Annotated in this window: 16 protein-coding genes; 2 read left to right on the forward strand and 14 right to left on the reverse strand. The window is 38.6% G+C overall.

The window, feature by feature from the left end; translation table 11 throughout:
• Positions 1 to 631: 631 nt before the first annotated feature.
• From H6G68_RS09615 to H6G68_RS09675, 13 genes are all read right to left on the reverse strand, one after another.
• Positions 632 to 991 carry an EamA family transporter gene (locus H6G68_RS09615; RefSeq protein ID WP_190906435.1) on the reverse strand — a complete coding sequence of 120 codons (360 nt, stop codon included), beginning with the start codon at positions 989 to 991 and terminating at the stop codon, positions 632 to 634.
• 4 nt (positions 992 to 995) lie between these two features.
• A complete protein-coding gene (locus H6G68_RS09620; protein ID WP_190906436.1) occupies positions 996 to 2,987 on the reverse strand; it encodes a pentapeptide repeat-containing protein in 1,992 nt (663 codons plus the stop codon).
• 152 nt (positions 2,988 to 3,139) lie between these two features.
• Complete coding sequence (locus H6G68_RS09625) at positions 3,140 to 5,191, reverse strand: histidine phosphatase family protein (protein ID WP_190906437.1); 2,052 nt, start codon at positions 5,189 to 5,191, stop codon at positions 3,140 to 3,142.
• A gap of 54 nt (positions 5,192 to 5,245) precedes the next feature.
• Entirely contained in the window at positions 5,246 to 5,563 is a 318-nt protein-coding gene (locus H6G68_RS09630; RefSeq protein ID WP_190906438.1) for a hypothetical protein, read from the reverse strand.
• Positions 5,564 to 5,656: 93 nt separating this feature from the next.
• Entirely contained in the window at positions 5,657 to 6,643 is a 987-nt protein-coding gene (locus H6G68_RS09635; RefSeq protein WP_190906439.1) for a nucleoside hydrolase, read from the reverse strand.
• Between the two features lie 89 nt (positions 6,644 to 6,732).
• Positions 6,733 to 8,214, reverse strand: a complete 1,482-nt coding sequence (locus H6G68_RS09640; protein ID WP_190906440.1) for a bifunctional metallophosphatase/5'-nucleotidase — start codon at positions 8,212 to 8,214, stop codon at positions 6,733 to 6,735.
• 56 nt (positions 8,215 to 8,270) lie between these two features.
• Positions 8,271 to 10,280, reverse strand: coding sequence for an EF-hand domain-containing protein (locus H6G68_RS09645; protein WP_190906441.1), 2,010 nt, complete (start codon positions 10,278 to 10,280; stop codon positions 8,271 to 8,273).
• Positions 10,281 to 10,670: 390 nt separating this feature from the next.
• Entirely contained in the window at positions 10,671 to 11,264 is a 594-nt protein-coding gene (locus H6G68_RS09650; protein WP_190906442.1) for a type IV pilin-like G/H family protein, read from the reverse strand.
• A gap of 3 nt (positions 11,265 to 11,267) precedes the next feature.
• Entirely contained in the window at positions 11,268 to 11,855 is a 588-nt protein-coding gene (locus H6G68_RS09655) for a type IV pilin-like G/H family protein (RefSeq protein WP_190906443.1), read from the reverse strand.
• Between the two features lie 3 nt (positions 11,856 to 11,858).
• Positions 11,859 to 12,476, reverse strand: coding sequence for a type IV pilin-like G/H family protein (locus H6G68_RS09660; protein ID WP_190906444.1), 618 nt, complete (start codon positions 12,474 to 12,476; stop codon positions 11,859 to 11,861).
• A 5-nt stretch (positions 12,477 to 12,481) separates the two neighbouring features.
• Positions 12,482 to 13,123 carry a type IV pilin-like G/H family protein gene (locus H6G68_RS09665; protein WP_190906445.1) on the reverse strand — a complete coding sequence of 214 codons (642 nt, stop codon included), beginning with the start codon at positions 13,121 to 13,123 and terminating at the stop codon, positions 12,482 to 12,484.
• A 3-nt stretch (positions 13,124 to 13,126) separates the two neighbouring features.
• Positions 13,127 to 13,723, reverse strand: a complete 597-nt coding sequence (locus H6G68_RS09670; RefSeq protein WP_190906446.1) for a type IV pilin-like G/H family protein — start codon at positions 13,721 to 13,723, stop codon at positions 13,127 to 13,129.
• Between the two features lie 3 nt (positions 13,724 to 13,726).
• On the reverse strand, positions 13,727 to 14,299 hold the full coding sequence (locus H6G68_RS09675; protein ID WP_190906447.1) for a type IV pilin-like G/H family protein: 573 nt from the start codon (positions 14,297 to 14,299) through the stop codon (positions 13,727 to 13,729).
• Between the two features lie 410 nt (positions 14,300 to 14,709).
• On the opposite strand from H6G68_RS09675, the gene H6G68_RS09680 reads away from it, so the two are divergent.
• Entirely contained in the window at positions 14,710 to 15,999 is a 1,290-nt protein-coding gene (locus H6G68_RS09680; RefSeq protein ID WP_190906448.1) for a Glu/Leu/Phe/Val family dehydrogenase, read from the forward strand.
• Between the two features lie 432 nt (positions 16,000 to 16,431).
• Here the strand turns inward: H6G68_RS09680 and H6G68_RS09685 are convergent, their stop codons facing one another.
• Entirely contained in the window at positions 16,432 to 17,784 is a 1,353-nt protein-coding gene (locus H6G68_RS09685; RefSeq protein ID WP_190906449.1) for a hypothetical protein, read from the reverse strand.
• Between the two features lie 455 nt (positions 17,785 to 18,239).
• Between H6G68_RS09685 and H6G68_RS09690 the strand changes: the two genes are divergently transcribed.
• Positions 18,240 to 19,712, forward strand: coding sequence for a leucyl aminopeptidase (locus H6G68_RS09690; protein ID WP_190906450.1), 1,473 nt, complete (start codon positions 18,240 to 18,242; stop codon positions 19,710 to 19,712).
• The last annotated feature ends 7 nt before the right edge of the window (positions 19,713 to 19,719 follow it).

Raw genomic sequence — 19,719 nt, forward strand, 5'->3', positions numbered from 1 at the left:
TCACAGAATCAAAACGACTTTTTCCCCTGCTCCCTGCCCTAAAAGCAACGTACGCATATTTCATTTCTGGAGATGTCTATGGGTATGTTGTTGGGAAATCTGCGAAATTAATCCCCTGCTCGATACCCTGAATACAATGGTGGAAAACTCTCTGCTCATTTTTGAAAGTGTGGTAGATGCGATCGCAAAGCGTCACTAAACCCCTTTAATATCATGTCCAGTTGAATACTTATCATTAAGGCAGCAGGGGGGCAAGGGGAAAGAGAATTTTTGAATTTCTGCACAAACATCTGCACAAACAATTTATATCGCAAGTGATTAGGCAGACATGATATAACTACTTTCAGCCCCGATTTAAAAGACATTAAAGCCTAAAAACCCAAAAAGTTTTTAGGTTTTATAGCAATCGCCAAGGTAGTTAGAACATCAACTGATTACGGCGTTGCTGATTGGAAGTATAAATCCGGGTATTGAGACGCAAAATTTAAAGCTTATACAAGTATTTGGAAATCATCAAAAATCATTTTCATACATGGATTCCGCAACGCCAATTTTTGCATCTCCATAACTAAAGTTAGTTGCTCTGTAACCTTTAATTACGAATTACGAATTACGAATTACGAATTAGTAATTATTCTGTCAATGGGACTAGGATGAGATTCATGCTCGCTATGAATGCTGATCGGTTAGCAGAGATAGTCTCAAGCGCGATTCCCTGGGTTGCTAAAGAGGCAAACAGCAGCAGTCCCAAATTTGTCCCATCGCGGAGCGATCGCATATTCAAGTCACGCAAATGCACAGCAAAAGCTAGTGCTGCTAAGGCACAACGAATGGCGATCAGCGTTCCGGGAGAAAGGCTAACGATTGTTTGTTTAACAAGAGGAAAGGTTGTACCCCAAAAAATAGTTACGGCCATCAGCAGCATGATGCCCAGGGTATGCTGGGATTTAAGATTGTTTTTGTATTCCAAAAGATTGTTAATATAGGACATAAATTTATTTATTTTTAGTCCTATCTTCCAGAGACTTATACTTTGAGCCATCAGGCATAATCGCACCTTCTAGGAAAGCACTACTCAGTTCATAATCGCTGACTTTAGCATTTTTGAGATTAGCACCAGTTAGGTAAGCTCCCGCTAGGTTCGCACCACTTAAACTAGCATCTCTCAAATTTGCACCACTCAGGTTTGCATTACTCAAATCTGCACAAATCAAATTAGCATTACTCAGATTGGCACTATTAAGATTAGCCTTAGTCAAGCGAGCAAAACCCAGTTTTGCATGACTCAAATCTGCACCACTAAGTTTAACCTGACTGAGATTAGCATTATCTAAATTGGCATAGCTCAAATTAGCATTTGTAAAATCGCTTTCCATTAAATTGGCTTTACTCAAATTGGCATGAGGAAGATTAATATCTACCAACTCCGCACCAGGAGCATCCAAACCTCTCAGAGAAACACCATCCTCATTCAAATCTTGCAGTGCCAAAATTCTCGCATAACTAACTTTAACATCGTGTGCTGCATCAACCGTACTCCAGGCTTGATAATGAAATTGTTTTCTGCGATCTGGAGCTTCTTTAATGAATAGAACTAGCGCCACCACCAGACTGATAGTATCAGCAGCACCCAAAACTTCTGCTAGTAAAGAGTTGTCATCGACAATTACAAGAACTACAGTAAAGATAACTGCCGAAGCTACAGCGACTAACCATACTGGTGCTATCCAGAAAGCATCAATAAGTTTAGCAGGAAGTTGTTTGAGGACTTCACTGAATGGCTGTTCAGATATTTTGGTCTGAAACTTCTGATAATTAGCAGTAAAATTAGTGATAATTTCTTTTAAAACTTCACCATCTAACTGAATAGATATCAGAGATTTTTTCTCTAGCTCTGCTGAGGGCTGAAATAGCTGAGATTCTTTTTGAATTTCGGTTTTTAATGTTGCAGGTTTTGATACAATAACAGGTTTCTCCGCTTGGACAGGTTTTGGTAAAACAGCAGGTTTCTCAGCTTGGACAACTTGAGGTGAAGATTCTTCTCCCGCACCTTTTAACATCAAGGTTGTAATAGCTCTATAAGCATTTAACCAAGCTTTTTTAACTTCAGGAGTCCAATCTTCACCAAGATACTGCTCAAACGCCAACAGCAGTGCTTCTCCTACTGGTCTATAGTATTTGGGAATAGCTCCATAGCCGACGTGTCTACCTCCCAGAGCGTTGAGAACTGGCCCTAAAGCTTCTGGGTTGCGGAGATTTTCTACTACCAAAACCAGGGAATTTATCAGCTTTTTTTCTTGAGTTCCCATATCAGTATGGGTAAATAGCGGTTTCACCTCTGGGTGAGCTTGAAAAAGATTATCGTAGAAACTGGCTGCAAATTCATCAGCACGAGGTTTGATTTTTTCAAAACTGTTTACTAATATTTCTACAGGTAACTCTGAAGATTCTTCTTCTGGTATTTCTGTTAATACTTGCTCTGCTACTTCTACTTGTGGAATTTCCTCAATTTTTTGCTCAATTGGTATTGTAGTTGCTTGTGCTGCTTGTTGTTCTGACTTATTTGTTGTTGGTACATTATCTACACCTGCACCTTTTAACATCAATGCAGTAATAGCTGTAAAAGCATCTAGCCAAGCTTTTTTGACTTCAAAAGTCCAATCTTCACTAAGATATTGTTCAAACGTCAACAGCAGTGCTTCTCCAACTGGTTCATAATAATTGGGAATAGCTCCATAACCGACGTGTCTACCTCCTAAAGCATTAAGAACTGGGCCCAAAGCTTCTGGGTTGCGGAGATTTTCTACTACCAAAACCAGGGAATTTAAAAGCTTTTTTTGTTGATTTACCATATCAGTATTGGCAAATAACGGTTTCACCTCTGGGTGAGCTTGAAAAAGATTATCGTAGAAGCTGGCTGCAAATTCATTAGCGCGAGGTTTAACTTTCTCAAAACTTTGCTCTAAGATTTCAATGTTTAACGTCATACTTTTTTCTTTTTTTTAACTTTGTAGATATGTCAAAAATTAAAAGTAAAATATTAAAACTATATAAATATATACTTAAGGTTTTTACTTTTAATTACTTGAAAGAAGCTAATACAATAACTTGATATTTTTGAATTTTTTTGATTACTGTATTAAGTCCCTAATGAAACTGGGGATGCAGCACCAGAGACAACATTAAGGTTAGCAACTAACCCATAGGTTGATACATACTCTTCTAACTCTTGCAAATCAACTGTTCCACTTTTATCTGCATCTAGAGTATTGAACAGATAATCAGTTATATATCTCCTGACTTCTTGTGAGCTACGTTCACCTGTTGTCATATCTTCTATGCGACCTAAAAGCTCCATAATTTCGCCTCTATCAAGTGCTTTACTTCCATCTGTATCCAATTCCAGGAAAAGCTTTCTGATATCTTCTGTTGCCATTCTCGAAGAGCGTAAAGTTTCTCTCAATAATTCATTACCAAATGAATTCATAAACAATATCTGCTCGATGAGTGGTATGGAGAAGAACCCCAGTGCTGCCCAAAAAATTGCATATCTTACAGCTTCTGGATTTGCAGTTGCACTAACTCCCAAGAAAAGAGATGCCCAAAGGAAAAAGTTGGGATTAACAAGCAGGATATAAGCATCTCTAGCTTCTGCCTTATTCAGCTTGCCTGTTGTTAAAACTGAAGTTAATACGGCAGAGATGCGGATTAAGATAAAAACTAATGTTGCCACTGCTAGTTGTTGCAAACAGGCTAGTGAACGGTTCGGATCTGTTGATGAAAATAAGTCGGAAATGAATGTTGATGGAGTAAACTGAAACCCAGTTGCCAAAGCCATTAATGCGACAGCAAGCACTCCAATAAATTTCCAGTTCTTGCTGTGGTGGTTTGATTCAACAGGAGATTTATCACGCCAAAATTGGGCTAAAGCGCCCGGTATTGCCAGACCAACAATGAGAATAATCCCGAAAAATATCAGGCTTGAATTGTTAATTGGTAGTTGTTTTGCCAAGCCAAATGTCACAACTAGTGCAACTGGAGTGATGATTGATAAAGTCCTGGATAAGATAGCCGAAGGATAAAGATTACCGCCCCAAAGTACCGATAAAACAGGGGAAGTAAGGGCTGGTGGAACCATCAAAAACAGCACCCACATAACTTTGTACAAATCCCCTGGGCTTTGATACAATATTCCCGAAAATATTAAAAATAGCCCAACTATCCATCTTACTAACATCCACCCGTAGACTATATACTTCACAGTTGAAGTTACTTTGCGTTTACTCGCTGCAAAGTCAATATCCAGGTAAGTATAAAAGGTTGAAGCAGCCAGACAAACAACAATTATTCCTCGAAATAGTTCTGATGGCATTCCCCCTGTGGAGGCACTTAACGCCCTTACCAAGCATCCTAGTAAGAAGGCAGCAGCATAGAGAAAAATTGCCCACATAATTGACAGATCATTGATCTGTTTACGCACAGAAGCTGCACCACCGGATTCCTTATCACGAAACTTGACTAACTCCTCTTGACTGAGAGCTTTACCATTAGGAAGTTTCAGATGTTTATAAGCAGTTGGTGGTAAATCACTTAAATAAAGTGCTAAAGGCTCTAATACATATTGGTGGCACACCACCAGAACAGTTTCACCCCGTTCTAAATGTGGTACGATTCGCTCTTGGTAAAAACTTGCAGCGCGGTGATAAACTTGTGCAATTTTCTCGCCAGCCGGAGGTGCTTCGTTATGTGAATGCAACATTTCCTCGAAGCCTTCATAGCCCAAAGCTAGACGCAGCAAATTCAAATTACGACCGGCAAAAATCCCAAAAGATTTTTCGCTAATTCGATGGTCAATTTGAATCGGAACATCAGAGGATTTCAAAGCCTGACTTTCAGCAAGTGCAATTTCACAAGTTTGTCGTGCGCGTCTCATGTGAGAGACATATACTGCATCGAATTTCATACCTTTTTTCTTGAGGTCAGAACCTGCTTGACGCGCTTGCAATCTACCAAATGCAGTCAAATCTACATCTAATACACCTGCAAAAATATTGCGTTCATTGCTGGTACTTTCACCATGCCGAATGAAATATACTTTTCCTTCTTGATGATTGTTTTCTCCTACTTGGTTAGATGTTTCCAAGTTGGAAATTATTTCTGAAGATAGATGCTCTTTTGGTAGATTATTCATGCTGTTTATAGAATCCCTGTAACCTAAAAATTTCTGTGTTTTTGAAATAAGCAATTACAAATTCAAACTTTCTAATTCTTGCCAGAGAGTAGACATAAACTCATTAGCATCCTTAATACCCATTTCTCCCAGTGCTTTCCACTCCTCTGTCGTGTAATCTAAATCCTGTCCCATGATGTCTTGAGTCCAATAGGGTAACTTAGATGGATTTTCCATTAGCTCATAAGTTAGCTCCAATATTTTTGTTCCTGTCGTGTTTCTCTTGGCTTTTGTAGCCAAACAAAAAGCCAGTAATTTAGCTAGATTGCTTTCTGGAGGAATAGATACTAGGAAAGCCATATTTTGTGCGAGAACAAATTTGTCTAATTTCATTTTTTTCCTAATTTAAAACTATTTAATCTTTAAATAACTGAGATTATGCTTGGGAGCGATCGCTATTCTTTGTCGTCTCACCCGTGTTATTCTTCAAACAAGTTGATCAAATAGCTGCATAAACCGTTCCTTATCCACATCTAAACAAGCATCTACATTAGGTGGATTCGTTGTTTCATCTCGGCGATCGCGTCGATCTGCCAGTGACATTCCTGTTGTGAATCTTCCTTGAGTTTCAACCATCATATATAGCGATTCTGTCGTTACTAAGCTCGGATCAATTGCCACTGCCATTGCCAAAGGATCGTGTAAATAACAGCCATAGAAGCCTTCATTATCACGATAGAAAGCCATATAAATTCCCGTGCAGTCGGCAATAAACTGAGAAACTTTTGTAGGCCGACGCTGTAAATTATCTTCAACAATTTGACGAGACAAGGGAGCTTTCATCGCCACATCTAAACCCACTAAGGTGAGAGGAATTCCCGACTCCATGACAATTTGAGCCGCATCAGGATCGACAAAAAAGTTAAATTCAGCAGCGGCTGTAATATTTCCGGGTACAGTCACAGCCCCACCCATGATGACAATTCGCCCTACTTTTTGCATGGTTGCACTATCTTTCTGAATCGCTGTTGCTAGATTCGTGAGCGGTCCTAATGCAATAATGGTCAAACTCTCGCCGTACTCTTGAGCAGCCTTCAGTAGTAGAGCGATCGCATTCTCTTCAGATGGCTTCATCGTCAGTTGAGGATAGCGGAGTGTACCATCAGCTTCCTGAAAGCGATCAAGTTCACCCAAACCATCAGCCCCATGAATTCCTGCGGCGTTAAATGGTGGTTTTTCTAGAGGCTTTTCACAGCCTTTGGCAACTATAGGCAACCTATCCGGTTCAACAATACTGACTACGCGCAAGACATTATTCGCCGCCTGATCAACATTAATATTGCCAGCCACAACAGTGACGGCTTTCAGGTCTAATTGCGGTGAATTCAAGGCCATAATCAGAGCCAAGGCATCATCAACACCTCCGTCCGTGTCAATTATTACTGGTATAGGGTGATTTTGAAGGGCTATCATGCTAATTACTGCTCCATTTAACTGATATCAAGATGATGTAAATCGTAGCTACACAGGCATAACCTAGAAGCCAACAGTTGAAAACGTCTCTACTTGTAAACTAATCGGCCTTCGATATGACTATTAAGATTTTGATGATGACTCAAGTATTCTTCTAGGACATCTTGATAATTGGTGACAATTAGTTTTGGGTCGCCTAATTTTGTTAGTTCTGCATGGGTAATGCCTAAATTCTGAGCCGAATTTTGGTAACGATAGCCATCCATACAAATAGTGTAATGTTGATTGTCTTGTACAGCTTGTTCCTTAATGCTTAAGGATTCCAGGCTATGCAGGGCATCATTGTAAACTGCTTTAATCCCTTGGTTGACCTGAAAATACTCACTTTGACCCTCTATGCGGTTTTCCGGTCTCATAATATGGGCAAATATCTGGGTTAAGTGAACCCCAGTCACTCGAAATTTATGAAGAGTATCTTGATAAGGGAAAACAGTTTTCAGATCACTCAAAGTTACTGGAGGTCCTAATTCTTTTCCTCGGATTGAACCACTGGCAACAAAAACCACATCCAAACTATCAAGTTGAGCAAAAATATCCGCGATTAAGTTTCCCAATTCAGTTTCTTGTTCACGCTTGGGATGGGTCATTTTATGGGCTAATCGTCCAATCAAGCGATTATACTTGCGGTCTACATCTTCTTTGAAGGAAGCAATCAGCTTTTCGATTTCGAGATCGGGCAGAGCCAGATTATTATCAACTGGAAGGAGTTGCCATTTCCATTCAACGATGCTATTCGTATCGTCATCAACTACAATATCAAAACGTCCGATCTGGTCTGTCCCTACTCCAGCTTGGGCAATCAGAATATTATTAACTTCGGCTGGTTGTTCTAAAAATGTATGGGAATGTCCGCCGATGATCATATCCACACCCCATTCTGGATCTAGCATTGCTGCCAGTTTTTTATCCTCTTCAAAACCGATGTGGGTGAGAATAACAGTTAAGTCAATATCATCGTTTTTGTAGGCGTTGCAAATCTTGCCAACTTCTGATGCCGCATCTTCTAAATTAATAAAAGTGCCAATATTCCTATCACGTTTTAATGTTCTCAAAGCTTCTTCCGTCACAATTCCGATGAACATAATATCAAATCCATCGACATTAAGGATAATGTATGGATTCATCAAGCGGCGGTTATACTTTTTAATGTATAAGTTGGCATTCACTATAGGAAAATTTGCCATTTTTTCCAAGAATAATAAATGAGGCAATCCATAATCTAATTCGTGGTTTCCCAAGGTGACGACATCAGGAGCCAGATAATTCATAATTTCTATGGTGGAAATCCCTTGGTATTCCGAATCAATCGTCGAGCCTTGGAGCATATCACCAGCAATAACAAACAGCACGTTTTTCTCGTCCTGACGCACCTGATTGATATATCCAGAAAGTAGGGACATACCACCAATAACATGACCCTCTGCCTGACCTGTAGCCTCTGCTAGAAAGTCGCCGTGCATATCATTGGAATGTAAGATTGTGAACTTTTTAAAACGCTCTGTGATTGTCATAGTTTTTTACCTCAAAAAATTGACTCTTTTTATTAGGTTTGTACTTAGAATTTTGGCTAAAAGTTTTCTTTTCTATAGCCAAAACCATATTTAGTACAAAGACTCTTTAACTGTGTTGACAGTCCAGGAGGTCCACAGAAAAATACATCAACTTTATTGGGTGCGTGTTGTTTTGCTAAGTCACTAAAAATCTCATCCCAATCTGGACGACCAGTTTTTGTGCGACTCTTTAAGCCTGTGATTAAATCAACCTTTGTCCGAGAATGCATCAAATCCATCGCCACAAACAAAGTACTAGACTTCATATCTGATTTTTGCTGTGCGCCTGTTAGATATAAGTTTAGATCAAAGAGTTTGTTAGTGTCTTCGGCTTCAATTTCTGATAACAGTTCAACGAACCATTCAAATGCATTTTGTTCTCGATTTAGCCAGTAAAAATGTACCTTCTTCAAATTGATGTTAGAAGAATTATGTTGATTGCGGTACAAAATACTTTTCAGGATAGAAGCAAAGGGAGTTACACCAATACCAGCACCAATTAACACAGCATATTTAGATTCAAAAATATGTGTACTTGGTGTACCATAAGGCCCATCTAAATAAACCGGAACTCCCTGCTCAGGTTGAGAACTACTTGAACGTATCCATTCTTCCCTTTGCTCTCGAAAAAGTTGATATAACTTACCAGTCCAACTTCCTGCTGCGCGTATATGTAAAGATAAGACATCTGGTCTTTCCGGGGCGCTACTAATTGTAAATGGATGCCATTCATATTTGGAAATACTGGGACATTTAATAAATAAATAGTCTCCTGGTTGATAGTTGAAAGCTCCTGGACGTTGAACTTCTAAACCTAAAACTTTAGATGGGAGTAAAGAGGCATTAACTACAACAGTTGCTTGTTTTGTTGCCCGCCAACGGATAACTAATTCAATCACAAATCCCAGTCCAGGGAATAACACCCACTGCCAAAAAACTGGCCCATGAATTAATGCCAGGATAAACCACAAACCGTACCCCATGTGAGCTATATAGAAAAGCGCAAATTTCCCACCTTGTCGGATAGGTGCTTGCGCTGTTACCCACATAATTGTGAAAACTAGCAGTAATAAAAATCCCGATAAACCAGCTTTTGTCCCCAATAAACTTTGTAGAAAGGGCGCAGGTAAGGTACTGTAATTGAGAAAATGTGCGATCGTATGCACAATTGCCAAGGCAAACATGACTTGACCTATAAGCTTATGAAACTCGATGCTTTCGTCTATGGGTAAATAGTCATTAAGGCTACTTTTGCGAAGCCAAGTCATAAAATGCCGTAGCATGGGGATGAGAATCAGCGCCCCGTTGAAGTTAAGTGTTGCACCACAACCTCTGGCAATTTGAACATATACATTTGCTCCTAAATCTGCATATCGCTCAACTGCCCCGAAGAAAAGAAATATATTGACAGCAACATAGAGGGCTAAAAAAGCTATTTTGACCCAATTGTTTTCAATGTAATGCTTGATGTAATCTTTTTTTGTCCGCTTTTTTTCTGGGGAAGTAACTGTTTGAGAGTTTTGCTTGTGAGGTCTGAGCCAGCTAACAGGGCTGACGGTCATTGCTTCAATTAAATCAGGAAATTTGCCGATTAAACCTTTAAATTCTGCAAAAGAAATTTCCCCACTGTTGTCGCTGTCAGCTTCTAGAAACAATATATCGACTAAATCGTTAATTTGTTCCGGTTTGAAACTGAGATTATTTTCATTCAGACTCGCAGTAATCAAATGAGCAATTTCTGCTTTATCAATGCAATCATCCCCGTTGATATCATGTAATTGATAAGCAAATTTTAGTTTCTCTTCTGTAGTCGCAAAAACAAGTTTTTCTACAGCAGCTAAAAATTCTTCTATTTTGATAGTGCCACTGTTATCAGTATCAAATATGGAAAAGAGTCTGTCGGCAAAATATTCGTCTTTCAAGCCTAATGATTTCTTAAACTCTGCTTGATCAACTTGTTTATCTTCTCCAGCAATCTTGGTAAATACCCGTTTCAATTCTTCTAAAGTTTGTCTGGGGGTTTCCATTGTTTATTTATCTGGTTTTATCTATTACTAATTGGTATTTATTTAACCTTATTCAAAATGGGATTGAAAAGGTTTTTATTAGAGGATGTTTGAAAAATCCAAAATGTTATGCTGTAGCAAAATAGCATAGTGTATATAGCTAGAGCAAAATGTATTCCTGACAGCTAGTATCTCATAAATTGACGAAAAAGCAAGATTCTTTCATCTTAAAGCTGATAAATTATCAACAAGCTATCAATAAAGAGCATGGTATCAAGATATATACATATTTTTTTAACATCTGCGTAACGTATTTCCACAATTTGTGCGTCGCAGCGGTTTTGCGGCTTGCTTATTAATATCAAATCAAGTCGCAGAAGTCTAAAAATTAAGTTTTTATAAAAATAGTTATTATAGTTCTGTAATATCTCTAGTTCCTTCAGGACATACAGGAACACCATTTTTTAAGATGGGATTTGCTGGACGGGTAGCAGTAAAGAATTTACTTTCACAAAGAACTGCTATTGTCGTAAGTTTAATTTTATTATTTTCCTTGACAGGAACAACGAAAACAGCACCAACGAAAGTTATAAGAGGGCTAGAATGTGTTAATGTATAATGAAAATTCAACCAAATCTTATGATGATATTGTCCAAATTCATGTTTAGCAATACCATAATTAAAAGCAGCTTTTGATGTCGCAATTGTAGAATAGTTGTAGTTTATGGTTTGCTCTAAAATTCCTAAGTCTAATTTAGAGATAGTTTTAGAAAAACGACCATTTTCTAAAAAGTAAGCTTGTTGAGCTTTATTTATAGCGTTAGTATATTGCTTACCTTCTGATGATACATCACGGCTGGGCAGGTTTAAAAATGATGGGTAAGCCAAGGCACTTAAAATACCAATAACTATAGTTACTCCTAACAGTTCCCACCATGTAAAGCCATCATGATCATTGTTTTTGAATAGATGTTGGAGTAGTTTTCTGGAAAATTGTGTGTTCATAAGTTACTCAATTGTGCTAGTTCCTTCAGGACATATAGGAACGCCATCTTTTAAGATTGGACGTGCTGGAAGGGTAGCAGTAAAGAATTTACTTTCACAACGAACTGATATTGTCGTAAGTTTAATTTTATTATTTTCCTTGACAGGAACAACGAAAACAGCACCAACAACAGTTCTAAGAGGCATAGAACGAGATGTAATTATAATATGAAAATTCAACCAAATATTTTTCCTATATTGTGGATATTCATGTCTGGGAATACCATAATTAAAAGCAGCTTTTGATGTTGCAATCGTAGAATAGTTGTAGAATATGGTTTGCTCTGAAATTCCTAAGCCTAATTTAGACATAGTTTTAGAAAAACGACCATTTTCTAAAAAGTAAGCTTGTTGACCTCTATTCATAGAGCCAGTATATTGCCTACCTTCTGATCTAGGAATGTTGGGCTGGGTTAAAAATGATGGTAAAGCCCAGACAGTTAAAATACCAATAATTATAGTTACTACTAACAGTTCCCACCCTGTAAAGCCATCATGATCATTGTTTTTGAATAGATGTTGGAGTAGTTTTCTGGAAAATTGTGTGTTCATAATTTACTCAATTTCTCTAGTTCCTTCAGGACATACAGGAACACCATTTTTTAAGATGGGATTTGCTGGACGGATAGCAGTAAATTCTTTACTTTCACAAAGAACTGCTATTGTCGTAAGTTCAATTTTATTATTTTCCTTGACAGGAACAACGAAAACAGCACCAACGAAAGTTGGAACAGTTATACTAGTAGATGTAGTTGTAATATGAAAATTTAACCAAATATTATGCCTATATTTTGGATATTTATGTCTGGCAATACCATAATTAAAAGCAGCTTTTGATGTTGCAATCGTAGAATATTTGTAGTTTATGCTGTTGTAGTTTATTCTGTTGTTAATGTCTTGCTCTGAAATTCCTAAGCCTAATTTAGAGATAGTTTTAGAAAAACGACCATTTTCTAAAAAGTAAGCTTGTTGAGATCTATTTAGCGAGCCAGTATATTGCTTACCTACTGATGATATAGCAATGCCGGGCCGGGTTAAAAATGATGGTAAAGCCCAGACAGTTAAAATACCAATAATTATAGTTACTACTAACAGTTCCCACCCTGTAAAGCCATCATGATCGTTGTTTTTGAATAGCTCTTGGAGTAGTTTTCTGGAAAATTGTGTGTTCATAGGTTTTATTGTTTTGTAATATCTACAGTTCCTTCACCACATACCGGAACGCCATCTTTTAATATGGGATTTGCTGGACGGGTAGTAGTAAATTCTTTACTTTCACAGATGATTGACACAGTTTCAGTTTGCTCTTTTGCTGTTACAGGTATAGTAGTTCTTCCACCACATACCGGAACGCCATTTCTTAAGATTGGTTCTGTTGGAAGGAGATTACCTAATATATCATCAAAACATATAATTGTTACATTGGCATTAGGGGTCATAAATACAGCACCGATATAGTTTTTAAACTTGTCTGTTCGTGCAATTCCGTAATTATATACAGAACTTGTACCCATTTTGATGAAATAGTTATATTTATTAGTCTGATTGGCAATTCCTAAACCCAATTCTGGTAATGATTTGGAGAATTTGTTATTTTCTGAAAAGTACGCTTGTTGACCACGGTTCATAGAAGCAACATATATTTTACCTTCAGATAATTTTAATTCTGAGCTAGTTTGTACAATAAATGATGGTAGTGCTATAGCAGCTAAAACTAAGATAATTATGAATACTAATAAGACTTGCCACCAGGTAAAACCCTGCTCATTCTTTTTATTAAGAATATGTTGGAGTAGTTTTCTGGAAAATTGTGTGTTCATAATTTACTCAATTTCTCTAGTTCCTTCAGGACATACAGGAACACCATTTTTTAAGATGGGATTTGCTGGACGGGTAGCAGTAAAGAATTTACTTTCACAAAGAACTGCTATTGTCGTCAGTTTAATTTTATTATTTTCCTTGACAGGAACAACGAAAACAGCACCAACAACAGTTATAAGAAGTGTAGAAGAAGATGTATAATGAGAATTAAACCAACTATTATGATGATGTTGTGCATATTCATGTCTGGCAATACCATAATTAAAAGCAGCTTTTGATGTCGCAATCGTAGAATAGTTGTAGTTTATGCTGTTGTTCATGGTTTGCTCTAAACTTCCTAAGTCTAATTTAGAGATAGTTTTAGAAAAACGACCATTTTCTAAAAAGTAAGCTTGTTGAGATCTATTTAGCGAGCCAGTATATAGCCTACTTTCTGATGATACAGCACGGCCGGGCTGGTTTAAAAATGATGGTAAAGCCAAGACACTTAAAATACCAATAATTATAGTTACTACTAACACTTCCCACCATGTAAAGCCATCATGATCATTGTTTTTGAATAGATGTTGGAGTAGTTTTCTGGAAAATTGTGTGTTCATAATTTACTCAATTTCTCTAGTTCCTTCAGGACATACAGGAACACCATTTTTTAAGATGGGATTTGCTGGACGGGTAGCAGTAAAGAATTTACTTTCACAAAGAACTGCTATTGTCGTCAGTTTAATTTTATTATTTTCCTTGACAGGAACAACAAAAGCAGCACCAACGAAAGTTATAAGAGGTTTAGAATGAAAATTAAACCCACTATTATCACGAGAATCATATTTACGTCTGGCAATACCATAATTAAAAGCAGCTTTTGATGTTGCAATCGTAGAATAGTTGTATTTCGTGGTTTGCTCTGGAATTCCTAAGTCTAATTTAGAGATAGTTTTAGAAAAACGACCATTTTCTAAAAAGTAAGTTTGTTGACCTCTATTCATAGAGCCAGTATATTGTTTAGCTTCTGATGATCCAGCACGGGCGGGTTCGTTTAAAAATGATGATGATCCAGCCCAGACAGTTAAAATACCAATAATTATAGTTACTACTAACAGTTCCCACCCTGTAAAGCCATCATGATCATTATTTTTGAATAGATGTTGGAGTAGTTTTCTGGAAAATTGTGTGTTCATAGTTATTATTGTTTTGTAATATCTACAGTTCCTTCACCACATACCGGAACGCCATTTCTTAAGATTGGTTCTCTTGGACGGAGATTACCTAATATGTCAAAACATATATTAATTAGTGTTATGGCTTATAAATACAGCCCCGATATAGTGTTTAAACTTGTGTATTCGTCAAGTTACGTAATTATATACAGAACTTAGACCCATTTTGATGAAATAGTTATATTGATTAATCTGACGTGACTTGTGCGTAAGTCCTAGATATTACTCCTGCATTTGAATCTCCCCGTCGTTGCATCTCTATGTCAATAAAACTGTAACAAAAACTACAAAATTGATATTTTCTTAAAAAAAGAGGGTAAGCTAATCATATAAATCCGGTTCACGAAAATAGCGTGATGAGGAGTTCTCTTATGGTTACAACGTCTCGCCCAGTCTGGGAAAATCACTCTCCAGCGCATATTTGCCCATTTGACCAAGCTTGTAGTTATTTAGAATGGGCTGCGAAAGAATTGACACTAGATTCTGGTATAGTAGAAATACTTAGCCATCCCCGGAAGGTGGTGACAGTTTCCATTCCGGTAAAAATGGATAATGGAGAAGTGCGAGTTCTCGCTGGACATCGAGTACAGCATTCCGATATTTTAGGCCCATATAAAGGTGGAATTCGCTACCATCAGGCTGTAACACTGCGGGAAGTTTCAGCTTTAGCAATGTTAATGACTTGGAAATGTGCGTTGTTGGGTATTCCCTACGGTGGTGCCAAGGGTGGAATTCCCATAGATCCTAAACAGTACAGCGTGGGGGAATTAGAACGCATTAGTCGCCGTTATATTAGTGAGTTAATTAAAGATATTGGTCCTTCCGTAGATATACCCGCGCCAGATATGGGTACTTCAGCCCGTGAAATGGCCTGGATGATGGATACTTATTCTGTTAATGTTGGTCATTCTGTACCAGGTGTGGTGACTGGTAAGCCGCTTTCTGTTGGTGGTTCTCTCGGAAGGGAAATGGCTACGGGCAGAGGTGTAATGATTATTGTCCGTGAAGCCCTGGCAGAGCAAGGTAAATCCCTTGAAGGTGTGCGAGTTGCGATTCAAGGTTTCGGTAATGTAGGCGGGGCTGCGGCTGAATTATTACACAATGCAGGAGCAAAAATTATTGCTGTTTCCAGTGGTGCTGGAGGTGTATTTTCGGAAGTTGGTCTTGATATTCCGGCTTTGAAAGCCTACGCTGCTGTAAACCACAGAAGTGTTGTCGGTTTCCCCCAAGCTACACCAATTAGTAATGCAGATTTACTGACTTTACCTTGTGATGTCTTGATTCCCGCAGCCTTGGAAAATCAAATTACTGAGGAAAATGTCCATCAGATACAAGCCCAGTTTATTGCTGAAGCTGCTAATGGCCCTGTGACATTGGAAGCAAATCAAGTCCTAGAAGCGCGTGGTGTAACGGTTTTACCGGATATTTTAGCCAATGCTGGTGGTGTAGTGGTGAGTTATCTAGAATGGGTACAGGGACTTTCTTACCTGTTCTGGGATGAAGAACGAGTGAACCGGGAAATGGAACATTTGATGGTACAGGCTTACCGCAAGGTGATTGAACAGTCGAAAGCACGGCGGGTGAATCTGCGGTTAGCTGCTTATACTCTGGGTGTGGGTAGAGTCGCCCAGGCTTTGACTGATAGAGGTTTGTATCCTTAGTTGTACAGCAGCGTTCAGTGTTCAGTATGGGTTTAGCATTGCTAAACCCGTACAAATGTAAATGTAAAGATATTTCCCAGTCCATACTTGTCGGTTAAGCTAAAAACATTAAATCAGGTAGGTTGGGAAGCAATACTTGTCGGTTAAGCTAAAAACATTAAATAAGGTAGGTTGGGTTGACGTTAGGAAACCCAACATTTACGGACTTTTGTTGGGTTGCGCTATCGCTTAACCCAACCTACAAAAACTCTTAACCGAACAGTATTGATTTCCCAGTCATGTCTTTACACTTACATTCATTTTCTAATTACAGCAATTTTCAGGTAAATGAACCACATTCTTTTCTCACGCTCCAGACGCAGAAGTGCAAAGAGAAATCAACAGTGTGGTCTAAATACATGAAAATTGCTGTAAGCAAGACCTCAGTCTTTGTTAAAAGCTGACAATATCCAGTTGACTGATACTATTAATTTCCGTAATCGAATTATAGTTCCAGCTATTTTCAAATACTAATCTTTCCTCACGTCTGGTCTGAGAATCGTAGCGAATTTCTGTGACAAATTTTATTTCTGACTTCGATAAGTCAATATTATTTAGTCGCAGTTTGTTAAATTCTATTACCTCTGGAGTTAAAAAGTATTTGTTTCCTTTTTTGGCAATCTGTCTTGCTCCTGTACTGTTGTAAAATTGCACCCAACGATTGTTTTGACGAGCGTAGATTGTGTAGACTACATTTGCGTATTTAGTAACTGGTTTTTCCAGAATATCTAGATGTAGAACGAAGGCTCTTTGATTGGAATTAACTAACCTGCCTAATTTAAATAAGCAATTCCAGTCTTTGCTCCTAAACGCTTTTGATGAGTAACGATTGTTTACTTGACGATATTCGCGTCTGCGATCATCATCGTCATCATCACGTCTGCGATAGTTGTTGTTATCATCATAATCTTTTTTGGTAGTTCTGTAACTGACTGTCGTTAGCTGCGTAATACTACTAATTTCCGTAATCGAACTATAGTTCCACACATCTTCAAATACTAATCTTTGGTCTCGTTTACTATTGGAATCGTAGCGAATTTCTGTGACAAATCTTAAGTCTGATCTCGACCAATCAAGATTACCTACCCGCAGTTTGTTAAATTCTATTACCTCTGGGGTCAAGGAGAATTTTCCTCCTTTTTTTTCAATTAGCCTTGCTCCGGTACTGCTATAAAATTGCACCCAACGATTGTTTTGACGAGCGTAGACTGTGTAGACGACATTTGCGTATTTAGTAACTGGTTTTTCTAAGATATCTAGGTGTATGACCAATGCTTTACGGTTGGAATTAACTAACCGTCCTACTTTGAAGAAGCAATCCCAATCTCTGATTCGATATAATTTTGATGAACGATGATATCCTCCCCTGTAATCGTCACCTCTGCGATAATTATCACGGTCATCATCATTGTCATAACGTCTGCGATTATTTCTACGATCATCGTCATCATCATCATCATCATCATCATCGTCATCGTCATCATCATCACCTCGGCGACGATTATTGTCATTATCATCATCTTTATCTTTTTTAGACAGGAGAAAATTTGATTCTTCTTCTGTCAACTGATTTATAAATGAGTAGTTTTTTTGCTGTGGTTCACCAACATTTTTATCTTGAATATCTGCTATTTGAGTTGTTAAAGAGAGAACTTGAGAGGGAACAGAGACAGCAGCTATTACGGATAGGCTTGTAACTGTTAAAACATCTTTGCAGAACAAAGTGAAGGAAGACTTGTGTGACATTGAAATCCTTTTATGACTTGGTTGGTCAGCTAAATTACTTGATTTTGATTTTTTCTATGACTTAATGTATAGTGACAAGTTCCCAAGTCTGTGTAACTTTCTACACTTTGTAGCAGTTGCAAAGACACAACGGTTATTTTAAATACACATATGCGTAAATTGCACTTTTTGACCGAAGAGGACGCTCCAGAGTGGGAGACGCGGAGAGTCGCCTGTGTCCGACGTTCGACGCAAATGGTTTAAAGCCCCTGACTTGAGTCGTGGAGAAGAAAAAAGACATTCCTTGCTGGAATCCCCTGGCTTTAAACATGGGGTGTCCCCGCGTCTTCTTCAACATCTACCCATAGAGTTAATCTACAAGAAATGGAAGCGAGTACTCATAACACCCTTCCCCATGATCCTGAAATTTTAAGCAATACTGGTACAAGAAGGACGGTTTACAGAACATTACAAAAATGACGATTCAACCTAGTGATAAGGCTTTATTAGATTGGAGTGGTGATACTTTAGCGATCGCCTTATTTGAAGACGCAGTAGAATTAACTGGTGAGTTGGCAGCTTTAGATGAGAAATTCGCCGGCATCTTAAAAGAACTGATTGCTGAAGAAGAATTTACTGGTAAAGTCAATAGCACTATTTTCACGCGGGTAGGTGCTGGAAACAATGTGCGGAAATTGATTTTGGTCGGTTTAGGTAAACCAGACGCGCTGAAACTAGAAACTTTACGCCGTGTTGCGGCTACAGTAGCGCGAACTGCTAAAAAGCAAAAAACCAAAACTCTGGGAATCAGTCTACCAGTATTTAACAACGATCCTGCCGCAACTGCTCAAGCTATAGCCGAAGGCGCACAACTGGCACTTTACCAAGATACGCGCTTTAAATCGGAACCAGAAGATAAAAATCCCAATATCGAAACTATTGATTTACTAGGATTAACTGGACAAGAAGCAGCCATAACCCGCGCTAATCAAATTGTTTCAGGGGTAATTTTGGCTAGGCAGTTAGTAGCAGCCCCTGCTAACGCCGTTACACCCATCACTATGGCAGAAACTGCCCAAGCCATAGCTGCTGAACACGGTTTACAACTGGAAATCCTGGAAAAAGAAGAATGTGAAAAATTAGGTATGGGTGCATTTTTAGGAGTCGCCCAAGCTTCTGATTTACCACCAAAATTTATTCACCTCATCTACAAACCAGCCACCACACCCAAACGCAAATTAGCAATTATCGGTAAAGGTGTAACCTTTGATTCTGGTGGTTTAAATATTAAAGGTGCTGGTAGTGGCATCGAGACCATGAAAATGGATATGGGTGGTGCAGCGGCCACATTAGGTGCAGCTAAAGCCATTGGACAGTTAAAACCAGATGTGGAAGTTCACTTTATTTCCGCTGTCACCGAAAACATGATTAGCGGTAAGGCTATGCACCCTGGAGACATCTTAACCGCATCTAATGGCAAAACAATCGAAGTTAACAACACCGATGCAGAAGGGCGTTTAACCCTGGCTGATGCCTTGGTATATGCCGATAAATTGGGAGTAGATGCGATCGTTGATTTAGCCACCCTCACAGGTGCTTGTGTAGTTGCCTTGGGTGATGATATCGCCGGTTTATTTACACCTGATGATGCTGTCGCTTCCCAACTGCAAACAGCCTCAGAAGCAGCAGGTGAGAAAATTTGGCGGATGCCAATGGAAGACAAATATTTTGACGGATTAAAATCTGGCATTGCCGACATGAAAAACACAGGCCCCCGTTATGGAGGTTCCATTACTGCTGCCCTTTTCCTCAAGCAATTTGTGAAAGATACCCCCTGGGCGCATTTAGATATTGCCGGCCCCGTTTGGGCAGATAAGGAAAATGGCTACAACGGTGCAGGTGCAACCGGTTTTGGTGTCAGGACTTTGGTTAGCTGGGTTTTAGGTTAGTTTAATT

The sequence above is a fragment of the Anabaena catenula FACHB-362 genome (genome assembly GCF_014698735.1).
GTDB lineage: Bacteria > Cyanobacteriota > Cyanobacteriia > Cyanobacteriales > Nostocaceae > Anabaena > Anabaena variabilis_A.